A 13,129-nucleotide genomic window follows, 5' to 3' on the forward strand; every position below is an offset into this window, starting at 1 on the left:
GCCTATTGAAAGTTTGTATCAAATGCAGCTATTAATAGCCGAAGTTATTGTCATCATTAGTGATGCCTGCATTAGCGGAGATTTCACTGTCAGGTATTGGCATCAACATATTCTTCTTTACAAAGTTATCCGACAAACCTTCTCCACCTTCTTTTGTGACATTGAACACACGGTCGTGCCATACTATATTACCCGATTCAAAATACTGGGCATTGGAAGCAATCGTAAATTCATGCTTGTTATTGAGTTCCAATGCCATCTTGAAGTACTTGGTACCACGAATACGAGGCATTTCGTACGTACCGGGTTCTCCTGCAAGTTCAATAATACGTTCAAAGAATAACTTGGTTCTCACAGTCTCCTGATCTAAAGAGGCAGACCAGTCAGCCGGTTGGGTAGCAGGTGTCAGGCCTGAAGTGCGCGCACGTCCCAGCACCTTATTTGCCAATTCAACGGCTTTTGCCGTATTTCCCAGTTCATTGTATACATCAGCCATCAACAGTAACATCTCGGCATAGCGATATACCATTAGGTTTTTATGACTGGCAGTACCTACCTGGTTCTGATCGTACATTTTAGCGAAATGAGGCCACTTATTCGAACCTCCATCAGTAGAGTACCACTTTGCCATTTTTACAATCGTTGCATTAGGTCCAGAGTTTCCATGAGTCTTTACATAATTCCGGATGATTTCCAGACTTGGATTCTTTGGATCCGGGAAGTCTGCATAAGGCAATTTTACAACATGCAACAGGCCTATTTTTTTACCTTTATCTAAAACGGGCTCTCCGTTCTTCATTATAGGTTCAAGAGGATTATTATCCTTGTCCGCAAGGAAATAAGTCCCATACGGATATACATAAGTGGAATCATTCGGAGTCGGCACATCGCCAATCATCGGCTTCGGATCTTTCTGGTTGTTACCACCACGGGTTTTCCAACTTTTCATAAAAGTGAGTTCAATACGGGGGTCACCCGGATAGGTACCTTCATGCAAATCATAAGCAGCTTTAGTTGCCCTGTAAGTTCCCCATGCAACACCTGCAGTAGATTGGGAAGGAGCGAAACGGTTGCTGGCACGGTTAAAGCAAACAGTAGAAGTGATAGAGAAGTTCAACTGGAAAATAGCTTCCTTAGAGCCCATTACAAAGTCTCCAAACAGGTCTCCAAATTTAGGTTCAAGTGCATACGGCCCATTCTCATACACATCATCAAACATTTCCTTAGCCCTCTGCCAATTAGCTTGTGCATCAATATCCAGACAGGCCATCTTATAATACACTTTTCCTAAGAAGGCTTTGGCAGCCCAGGAGTTAGCACGTCCATCCGTAGATTTTGCAGCAATCAGGGATGCATCTTTCATATCCTGGATAATCTGTGCAAATACTTCTTCTTTCGGAGCCCGTGAAGCTGCAATACCATCGGAAGAAGAGGCGATAACTTTCAAAGGCACATCGCCAAACAGCATCACCAAATTATAATAAGCCAATCCTCTCAAAAATTTGGCTTCCCCGCCCATCTGCACTTTTGCACTTTCACTCAAGCCGCTTTTCTCAAGGCTTCCCAAGAAAGCATTTGCTTCCGTAACCACTTTATACAATCCATTCCAAACAGTTTTAACAGGACTGGCGGATGTAGGAGTTTCCAATGACAGCATGCGACCATCATCATTACTATTACGTTGCCCCCAACCGAAACCGGAACTGATAATAAGTGCTTCCTGCATCATCTGGCCATAAGTAGCACTATTGGTCAGATATCCATAGCAACCCAACAAAGCCAGTTCCGCATTACTCTGGGAACTGAACATCACCGCAGAGTTCTGAGAGTATATAGGATCCTCATCCAAGCAAGAGGATAAGTTACATACAGCAAAAACAGCTGATAAAATATAATATGTCAGTTTTTTCATATTCTTGTATGTTTATTAAATTTAGAAAGTAACATTCAAACCAAACACGAAAGAGCGGGAATTCGGATAAGAACTCATATCCACACCTGGCCGGAGGCCTTCGAATGCAAAGCTATTTACTTCAGGATCATATCCCGTATAATCCGTAATAATAAATGCGTTCCTTACAGAAGCAGATATAGATGCATTCTGGATTCCAATAGCTTTCATCCAGATTTTAGGCAATATATAGCTCAATGTAATATCGGAACAACGCAAGTAACTGCCGTCTTCGATATAACGGTCCATCACCATATTTTCAATAACATACAAAGAGCTCGGATACAAATTACCCGGATTTTCAGCAGTCCACATGCCGTAGAAAGCTTTCTTGGTAATGTTATTTGCCTGTTTGCTCGGCGTTTCATTGTAGCGGACACCCGTATTCATGATATCTCTTCCCTGTACGCCATTGAATGTGGCTTTCAACGAAAGTGATTTATAAGAGACCTCTGTCTGGAAACCATAAGTAAAGTCCGGATTGGGGTTACCAATGATTGTACGGTCTTTGCCATTTATCTCACCGTCTTCATTCATATCCACTAATTTAACATCACCGGCAGAAACCGCCTTTGTGTAAGTGCCTTCGGTACCGTCTTTCTTAATATATTTCACCTTACCGTCGCTCGTGATATCTTCCGCCTGCACAATACCTTGTGTTTTATATCCCCAGAATAATCCCGGAGCCTCGCCCTGCAAAAATGCATTTGCCACACCGAATTGATCGGCCAAAGCTGTACCTTCATATCCGATTCTTTCTCCCAGACATCCCCAATCGGACGGCAACAATCCCAAATCGGTAATCTTGCTCTTATTGGCGCCAATATTGCCGCCTACACTCCATTTCCAATCTTTAGTATCTATAATCTGTGCATTCAGCGAGAATTCCACACCTTTGTTATCCAGACCACCCTGATTGTAGTAAGTGCTTCCAAAACCGGAAGAACCCGGTAAAGGTCTTGAAATCAACAAATCCTTTGTTTTCTTGATATAATAATCAAACGTACCGCTCAAGCGGGATTTAAAGAAGCCGAAATCTACACCAAAGTTCCAGGAAGCAGTCTGTTCCCACTTCAAACTGTTGTTTGCCATATTCGTTACAATCATACTCGTCAACTGATTACCGGAGCCATCAGCATAGGATATGGGAGCGCCGGAAGATTGCCCATACATAGAGAAAGTGGAATACGGACTGATAGACTGATTACCCGTCACACCATAGCTGACACGTACCTTCAACTGACTCAACCAAGACACATCTTTCAGGAATTCTTCCTGCTCCATACGCCAGGCCACCGAACCGGAAGGGAAATATCCCCAACGATTGGACTTAGCAAACTTACTGGAACCGTCGGCACGGATAGATGCGGTAATCAGATACTTGTCATAAAGGTTCACGTTCACACGACCCAGATAAGAAAGAAGCTGATAGTCGTTCTGGGAAGGAGAGGAATAGACGGTATTGCCTGCCATATGTAACCCATTCTCTCTGAACTCAAACATAGTAAAATGGTTACCAATCACATTCTTATTCAAGGAATGATACTCATCGTACGTGACACCGGCCGTAGCATCCAAAGTACCGATACTTCCTAATTTTGTATTATAATTCAAGATATTCTCCACACTGTAATTACTCCTACTCATGTCAGACTGGGCCAGATAACCGTCATTGTTCATACCTTGATACAACTGCAGACCATACCAACGCTTACGATTGTTGATATTGATATTACCACCTGTACGAAGACTGTATGACAAGAATTTGCTGATCTTCCAGTTCAGGTTCAGACTACCTCTAAAGGTCTTATCATCTGCAATATCCACATAGTCATTCAGCCAACTGAATACATTCGTCTTATTTTCATTGGTCAAAGAAGGGTCATCATCCGGTTTTTCAAACGGAGAATAGTCCAAAGCTGTACGAGAGATTGCACTGGTAGGTCCTCCAAGTGTGTTACCTCCGGCCATCATATCATTTTGTTTTAAAGCTCCACTCAGACTCAAATCTATTTTGACTGTTTTAGAAAGTTCCGCACTCAGGTTAGCACGTAAGTCACCTTGCTTCCAACCGGTTTGTTTCGTCGTACCGTTAATATCTTTAAAGTTGGCAGATATATAATAGGTTGTTTTACCACTACCGCCATTTACCGATACTGAATAATTTTGCGAGAATGCAGAGTGGTAAATCTCTTTTTGCCAGTCACGATAATATATCAGTTTGTATGTTCCCGGATTATTAGGATCATATTTAGCCAAAGCATCGTTGTATACATACCTCATTTCATCTCCTACTTTATAATAAGCATAGAGTCCGTCTCCAATCCTGGAGTTCTGATAAGCAGCATATTCATCAAGATCTACCATATCCAGCAGACGGGTAACATTTGCTACGGTAAAAGTTGCAGAAAGATTTACCGTAGTTTTACCTTGTTTACCTTTCTTCGTCGTAATCAAGATTACCCCATTAGCACCACGGGAACCGTAAATAGCGGTCGAAGAGGCATCTTTCAGAACGGTGATGTCCTCAATATCGGCAGGATTCAAAGAAGAAAGAGGATCCTGGGCTATCTGGAAGTCACCACTAATGGCCGACCGTCCGAATTCACCCGTAGAAGCCTGCGGCACATTATCAATTACATACAACGGTTGGTTGTCACCGCGCAGTGAACTGGCACCACGAATAGTGACCGAGGCAGCCGCACCCGCAGTGGAAGAAGCCGTACTAACGACCAAACCGGCTACTTTACCTTCCAACAGCCCGTCAATAGACATCGCTTTAGCGGCATCATTGGCATCAGGCCGCATATTGGTTAATGCTCCCGTCAAATCCCCTTTACGGGATGTACCATAACCTACCACAACTACTTCATCCAGCAATTGTGTGTCATCCTTCATTGTCACATTAATTACCGTTCTGTTACCCACAGCAACTTCCTGTTTCTCATAACCGATGAAAGAAAAGACTAATACGGATTTAGAATTAGGAGCATCAATCTTATAGTTACCATCAATATCAGTGATGGTTCCTAAAGAGCCTCCTTTTACAGACACATTGACACCGGGTACACCTTCATTGGTGCTGTCAATTACTTTACCTGTTACTTTAATTGCTTGCTGTGCAAAAGCAACGGCAGGTGCCGTCAAGCAGAACAGGCATACAAGAAATACATTAAATAGTTTCTGTCTCATAGAATTAAATTTAAATTAAAGACATTTGTTAACAGTGATTTCGATGCAAATGTAAAGCGAGCGGGGAAAGCATCGGTGCAATAATCACTATTTCCAAGTCCAATTTTAGCCATAGACCCATTCCCGGACAGCCCATAGACGAATTTGGAGCTAAAATAGATAAAAATGGAGTAGAAGCATGAAGAAAAACGTGTTAACCACATTTATATTGTGCCTGTTATTATTCCTGCCAGATAAAGTTACAGATCTGTCTCTACGCCGGAAAAAAACAGAACGTCCCGCCTGCTTTTCATAAAACGAAAATCGGGCGAGACGAAAAATAAATAATATCTTGTTATTTTTATAATTCTTCTATGTCTTTGATAGGCAGACCCGTCACCTGGTGGATGACCTCGGAGGAGATATTCAAAGATTTCATTGTTCGGGCGTTCTCTATTTTTTCTTCCTGTCTGCCTTCCTGTCTGCCTTCCTGCCTGCCTTCCTGCCTGCCTTCCTGCCTGCCTTCCTGCCTGCCTTCCTCTCTTCCTTCCTCCGCCGCCGTACTCAGCACATCATTCTGAATCATTACGGCATTGATATGTTCGTCATACGCCAGTTGTTCCGCCCTGTCCATATTGTAATAAATCAGTTTACGGCGTGCCTCTTCCAGTCCGGGAGCTTTCGTATCGGGGCGGATGATGCCGGTCTTCAGATACTCTATCCACTCCTCAAGCGGGGTGACAGCCACTTTGTTGAACTCATTCACACGAATCAGGAAGTATTCGGGGAAGATTTCGGCAGGCAGCTTGCGCACGATGGCATCCTTCTCCTTAGTGGTGACCTCCAGAAAATCGCCCGTATGCACGCCCACAAAGGAATTCTGACCGTGGTACAAGTAATCGTTGCCCTTGCCAATGTCGAAATAGAGAATGCTGATGGAGTATACCTTCTTCACTTGGGAGTAAAGTTCTCCCAGCTCGATATGCTCCGTGATGGCCTTGGCAACGCCGAAGAGGATGCGCTCCAGATAGTATATCTCGCGCGTGTTCTGCACCTCGACGATAATGATTTCATCCTTACTGTTGCGCGCCTTGATGTCCACACGGTTGAACTTATCGTTTTCACGTTGCTGGTTGCCCTCGCTTTCCAGTATCTCGACAATGCGGATAGGCTCGCCCAGCAACACGGTGAGGAAGCCTTCGAGCACGCCGAAGTTGGCTTTGTTGCGCAGCAAGCGCTTCACCGCCCAGTCAAAACGTATATATCTGTCTTTCTGTACCATAACTTCTGTTTTTTCTGCTTACGCACAAAGGTAAGCATAATTTCTGTTCCCAACGTGTCGGGAAGCGATTATTTGTTTGATTCATTTCCAATTAAAATTGACTTTTTACAGCCCAAACAGATAAAAACAGGGACCATCATCATGAAATACCTGTTTTTTGTTTTGTGTGGCTCGAAACAAAAGACTATTTTTGTTCCAATCTTTGTATAGCACCATGAAGAAAAACATGTTAACCGCATTCATATTGTGCCTGCTATTATTCCTACCGGGTAAAGTTACAGGTAATAAACAATATGCTTTCCAGCAGATTAGTACCCAGGACGGTCTGTCCTCTTCTGTTCGTTGCCTGGTAGTAAGCCACGACAAAGGATATGTATGGATCGGAACCAAGTCCGGTATAGGGCGTTTTGACGGTTACGAGCTAAGAAAATACTTGTTGGGAAATATCACCCATATCATTGAAGACGAAGAACATACCATCTGGGCCATCACGCCGAAAGGACTCTTCCACTATAACTATCAGGAAGACACTTTCCTGCAAGCGCGCGATGAAGACCAGAACCCGGTTGTGGTGTCTTCTATTTGTCCCTGGACGGACGGAGTAATATTCGGAGGCAATGGAAGGCTATATAAATATGATTATGCCAATCACAAAATCAGATTCCTATGTCCGCTGACTCCCAACAGTCATTATAACATCACCAATCTGCAAAAATGGGACGACCGGACTCTGCTTTGCACCAGCCGTTGGAGCCATGCACTGCTCGTCGATATACCTACGGGACGGACTCACCCTGTTCCTTTTGAAAGTAATGAAATCATAACCAGCCTGATAGACAAAGACGGACATATATGGCTCGCCCCCTATCATCAGGGAGTGAAATGTTATGACCGCCAAGGTAAACTTTTGCATTCCTATCACACCGGGAACTCCCTCCTGCAAACCAATGTAGTGCTTTCCCTGGCTGAGAACAACGGACAGATATGGATTGGAACAGATGGTTCAGGCATTTATATCCTGAATCCGGAGAATGATGAGATATCCACCATAGCCCACGCACCCGGTAATCCTTATTCCCTGCCGGTCAACTCCATCCTCTGCTTATATTCCGACTCAAACAACAACATGTGGGCAGGCAGTGTACGCGGCGGACTGATAAATATCAGGGAAGTGGGAATGAAGATATATTCGGATGCACTGCCCGGCACAGAATACGGACTGAGCGAAAAAGCAGTGTTAAGCATCTATCAGGGCGAAGAAAAGGATATATGGATAGGAACAGACGGCGGCGGGATCAACCGTTTCTACCCCGACGACAATAGATTCTACCATACAAAGTCTACCTGGGGAGACAAAATCTCTTCCATTACGGAAGTGGACAAAAGGCACCTGCTGGTCTCTTTGTTCAGTAAAGGATTATTCTTCTTTGATAAACAAACCGAAGAGTATCGGCCATTGATTATCGTGAACGACAGTATCAACGCCCTCTTGTGCCAACGCGGAAAGGCTGTAAATGTCTTCCGGAACTCTCAGGAAACAGTGCTGCTACTCTCTGAAATACCTTATAGCTATCACATAGAAAAGAAAGAATTCACCCCTATCTCCTTAGATAAACATACTCCGACAATCATTGGTACTGTCTTACCAATATGCCAGAATGGTCCCATCTCCTATTTGCACGACATCAAATGCATCTATCAGATAGACTCCCGGACCAACCGATTAGAGACGCTGTATCATTGCACAGGAGACACGATATTCAATACTGTTTCAGTTGATGAAAACGGCATTTTCTGGATAGGAAGCAATTATGGACTCAGCCGGTATTCCGCAGAAAAGCACGAACATGTCAACATCCCCAATAAGCTGATTAATGAAATCAACTCACTGATTTGTGACAGACGGGGACGTGTATGGATAGGGACGGACGGAAAACTGTTTGCCCACCTCATCCATGAAGGAGAGTTTATCCTATACGGAGAATCGGACGGCGTTATCCAAAACGAGTATCTGGAGAAACCACGGCTACTATCCGCAGAAGGGGACATTTATATGGGAGGGGTCAACGGCTTGCTTTGCATTGACAAACAACTGCCGGACGAAGATACAGTTCCTCCTGTTCTTGAGTTGGCCGACGTGGCTGTGGGCGGAGAACGAATGAATGCCTTTATAAAAAACGGACGCAGCCTAACCGTACAGGAACACAGCAAACCCATCTCCATCAAAATCATTGCCCATGACAGAGATATTTTCCGCAAGCCCATGTACCGGTACACCTTGCGCGGCATGGATGGGCAAATCATGTACTCTTATCAACCGGAACTGACGTTCAACGGGCTACCGGCAAAGACCTATCAGGTGTTAGCCTCGTGCAGTACCCGTAGCGGCGGGTGGACGGAAGACTATCGGATACTGGAATTAGTGGTACTTCCACCGTGGTACAAGTCCGTCTGGTTCACTATTTGCTGTATTGTAGTAGCCTGCATAGGCATTATACTGGCTTTCTTCTCCCTGCTGCGCCGCAAAGAGAACAAGCTGAAGTGGGCGATGAAAGAACATGAGCAGCAGGTATATGAAGAAAAAGTACGTTTCCTCATTAATATCAATCACGAACTGCGTACGCCGCTGACCCTGATACATGCACCACTGAAACAACTATTGGGAACATTGTCGCCTGAAGATGAAAAGTATCCGGTAATACAAAGCATCAGCAGGCAATCGGGGCGCATGAAGAAGCTACTTGACATGGTGCTGAATGTACGGAAAATGGAAGTGGGACAAAGTTCGCTGAATATCGAAAGCGTAGAATTAAATTCATGGATTGAGCAACTCATAGCCGACTTCAGGCCGGAAGCCAACATGAAAGGCATTTCCATATCCTATACCCCGGATAAAGATGTGGATACCCTTTGTTTCGACAAAGAGAAATGCAGCACCATCTTAACCAACTTACTAATCAACGCATTGAAATACAGTGATGAAAACAGTCTGATTGAGGTATCTGCAAGTTTATCGGAAGACCAAACCCGTGTCCGCATTTCCATCTCAGACCAAGGTCCGGGCTTAAAGGATGTAGACATAAACAATCTGTTTATCCGGTTCTATCAGGGCAACAACAGTCGCCCCGGAACGGGTATCGGACTCTCCTACTCCAAAATCCTCGCAGAACAGCATGGTGGAAGTATCGGTGCCTACGATCATGGAGACTCTCCCGGGTCCACCTTCTGGTTCGAACTGCCGCGGGATACGCAACCGGGAAAAGTTACGCTACAACCCCAGCCTTATCTGAATGAGTTATTAGCTCCTACCGAAGAGCTGGAAAGCATCCCGGACGGAAAGGACGGAAAGGAAGAAACCCAGGGCAACACCTTACTTATTGTAGATGACAATAAAGATTTGACCGATTACCTGTCCGATGCTCTCAAAAATAAATTCAAAAAGATATGGGTGGCTTATGATGGCGAAGAGGCTCTGCGCATCTGCCGTGAATCGCATCCGGATATTGTTGTCAGCGACATCCAGATGCCTCGCATGAACGGTTACAAATTATGCAAGCATATCAAAGAAGACCTGGAAATCAGTCATATTCCCGTTATTTTGCTCACAGCCCGCAATGATGAAGAGAGCAAGACATTCGGCTACAAAAATGGGGCAGATGCTTATCAGACCAAACCCTTTGAAGTCGATATTCTCTATACAATTATTCAAAGCCAGCTAAAAAACCGAGAGCGAATGCGGATGCGTTACTCCGGCACAGAGCCGCTTCCTCAACCACAAGAAAGTACATTCAGTTCGGCAGACGAAATATTTCTCAAACGAATGAATAAAACCATTTCAGATAATCTGGAAAATCCGCAAATGGGAGTACCGCTACTTTGTACAGAACTGGGCATCAGCCGCGCATCCCTCTACAACAAGTTGAAGGCACTGACCGGAATGGGGGCAAATGATTATATTACTAAAATCCGAATGGAAAAGGCTGTATGGTTGCTTACACATAGTTCCCTCAGCATAAATGAGATAGCGGATCAGACAGGATTCTCTACATCACGCTACTTCAGCACGGTGTTCAAACAGTATATGGGATGTTCACCGACGCAATATAAGGAGGAGCATTCGTAAAAAAGGCTGTTATTTGCTGTAAACTCAGCAGCTTCATTGCGTTCGCATAGGTAGTTTCTTAGTTCAGAGTGCTTCTTTTTGCAACGGCCACGAATGTCGTTCAGCTGCTTCACGGCGATGAGGCTCGTGCTCCACAGCCATGAAGCACAAGCCCCACGAATGTACGTACTACCAAAACACTGCATATCAACACAATAGACATGCACGATTTTCACAAAGAACAAAGGAGATTGACATCTACAATCCCTATATAGGATGGATAAAAGTAGGTAAGAAACGGAGTACTATCTGAATAAAAAGCAGGTAATCCGGTATCTTTTACATCAAAATAAGCAGGAAATGAGAAGATAGAGAATGAAAGGTCTTATACAAATATAAATGATAACAAAAAGATAATCAGAAATATACATTCAATTAAGAGTGGTGTAGGCAAATTTGCCTACACCACTCTTATTATTTGCTTCCACCATGCTCTATCACCGATGAACAGGGAGATACAGAGCGCTGGTGTAAGCGTGTAGGTAAAAGTGGAGATAAAGTCTGTGTAACAAGACAAGCATGGATAAGAAAGAGATGATAAGTATAAGCAGTTCACTCTAATTTCTTGTCGGGCGAATAAATCAATCCGTCCACTGCCTTTTCTCCATCAAGAGTAACAAACACTACAGTAAACATCCATTTTACTAATCGCACCTCCGGCAAAGTAAATTTGCCTACAGGAAGTTTCAGTAATACCTTATTCCAGCCTTTATGCAGTTGAACCGATAAGGGGGGACGGGACACGCAGTTTTCATTCCCGAGAGGAGTCTCAGGATTTTTTATACGATGAGTGGCCGTCCATACCGGCGGTAACACTTCTTCTTCATTCAGCCAGATGCGACTCTCTTTATAATCCCATTTGCCGGGCAAAGGCGGGAGATCAGCCTCCGAACGACCATAATTTTGAAACTCAGCCCATAATCCAACAGTCTGTTCTTGGGGAGAATAGACATAAGTATAGGCATAAGCCGTATGATTTTCCTTCGGATCTTTATAAAAAGTTGGGACAAACGTTCCCCACACATGGCGTAAGTAAATTCCGGCACCTACGGCAAGATGGGTATCATACTTCTTTCCATTATACTGATAGCTATCCTGCAATTTTCGTTCAGGAGGAAATACCCTTGTCAAATCTCCCTCATTGGGAAATGCATCGGTAATCTTCCACCAGACATTGGTTTGTTTGACATAAGCAAACGGATATCCCCGGAAAAGATGTTCTTTATATCATAACATCCGCTCTTCAAAATCAACGAAAGAATGATATGTTGCATTATTCTTATCCGGCGGAAGAATGGTACCGTTCTTGTCGAAATATTCAGTTCCTCCACCCAGCCAGGCGCGTTCTGCAATGGCCAGCATATTGGGGTAAAAACCATTCTCACGGATAATGTTTTCCTCTTTGTTGACGCAGCGGTCGTTCCATACAGCAAGGATAGCTCCGGCAATGTCATCGTTGCCCTGTTCTACATCGCAGATATGGCTGTTATATAGCCCTATGATATCTCCAAAGGTATCAAAATGATTCAGATAGTGCAGACGCGAATCAATAGCAGGAATACCTTTCTGCGCTTTTCCGCGCGAACTCCACAGATGTGTCATATCAATTTCACCCGTTTGATAATGCCAACCAGGATTCCAAGAAATAGCTTTCTTCCCCAAAGCACGGATAAATGCCACCATTTCGGGCACAAACTGAGGATTGGTAATCTTCACTTCGTCCGTGCCGATATGCAGATAAGGTACATCAAAAGTTTCACAAACTTCCTCAACTAAGAGTTTTAATATTTTCATCCCTTCCGGACTCTGCATATCGTGGCGAAATGTACGCATAAAAGCCGCACTGTGTCCCGGCATATCTATCTCCGGAATCAGTAACATTCCATGAGCCTTGCAGAAAGCTACCAGTTCTTTCGCTTCAGCCTGCGTATAATATTTTCCCGGCATGCGGGTAGTATTAGCACTGTCGTTCAGCATCGGAAATATTTTACTTTCCAACCGCCAGGACTGATTCTCCGTCAAATGCCAATGGAACACATTTATCTTGAATCTGGAAAGCATCGTGATTTCACGTTTCAATTCGCCCATAGAAATATACGTACGTCCCACATCGTGCATAAAACCCCGGATGCGAAAAGCCGGCCAATCGGTTATCGTACATCCCTGAAAAGTAGTCTTTTTACCTGACGAGTCGGCTAATTGCCTTAAAGTTTGCATAGCCCAATAGACTCCCCTTTCGCTCATTGCTTCTATAGAAATCTTCTTAGCCATTACTTTAAGTTTATATGCTTCATCTCTATTTAAAGGCGCTTCATCCAGCGACTCCACTAATTTCACTTCAATCACTGCCGCAGATCTTCCATCTATCCGACCGCCCAGTTCAGAAATAAAACATTCCCATTCATCCTGCAAAACAGGAGTATCAAGGCGTGTCTTATCCAGTACAAAATGGCCACGTTCTTCTGTAAACTTCTGCGGTCGAGGCAGCAAATAATATTCGCTCGCCTGCATATGACACGCAAACAAAAGACAGCATAAATAAAAATATAAGAAATATAAGCCT

4 protein-coding genes and 1 pseudogene are annotated in these 13,129 nt (G+C 44.0%); 1 reads left to right on the forward strand and 4 read right to left on the reverse strand.

What is annotated here, in order from left to right:
• Window positions 1-31: 31 nt before the first annotated feature.
• From BACINT_RS03930 to BACINT_RS03940, 3 genes are all read right to left on the reverse strand, one after another.
• The gene (locus BACINT_RS03930) at window positions 32-1,912 is read right to left on the reverse strand and encodes a RagB/SusD family nutrient uptake outer membrane protein (RefSeq protein WP_007660725.1); all 1,881 of its coding nucleotides are present in this window, start codon (window positions 1,910-1,912) and stop codon (window positions 32-34) included.
• A 21-nt stretch (window positions 1,913-1,933) separates the two neighbouring features.
• Entirely contained in the window at window positions 1,934-5,143 is a 3,210-nt protein-coding gene (locus tag BACINT_RS03935; protein ID WP_007660726.1) for a SusC/RagA family TonB-linked outer membrane protein, read from the reverse strand.
• 340 nt (window positions 5,144-5,483) lie between these two features.
• Window positions 5,484-6,404 (reverse strand): Rpn family recombination-promoting nuclease/putative transposase, encoded by a 921-nt coding sequence (locus BACINT_RS03940; protein ID WP_044154698.1) that lies wholly within the window; start codon window positions 6,402-6,404, stop codon window positions 5,484-5,486.
• A 214-nt stretch (window positions 6,405-6,618) separates the two neighbouring features.
• On the opposite strand from BACINT_RS03940, the gene BACINT_RS03945 reads away from it, so the two are divergent.
• Window positions 6,619-10,527, forward strand: a complete 3,909-nt coding sequence (locus tag BACINT_RS03945) for a hybrid sensor histidine kinase/response regulator transcription factor (protein WP_007660730.1) — start codon at window positions 6,619-6,621, stop codon at window positions 10,525-10,527.
• A 591-nt stretch (window positions 10,528-11,118) separates the two neighbouring features.
• Here the strand turns inward: BACINT_RS03945 and BACINT_RS03950 are convergent.
• Window positions 11,119-13,077: pseudogene (locus tag BACINT_RS03950) on the reverse strand (family 20 glycosylhydrolase).
• Between the last annotated feature and the right edge of the window lie 52 nt (window positions 13,078-13,129).

The organism is Bacteroides intestinalis DSM 17393 (assembly GCF_000172175.1).
Taxonomy (GTDB): Bacteria; Bacteroidota; Bacteroidia; order Bacteroidales; family Bacteroidaceae; genus Bacteroides; species Bacteroides intestinalis.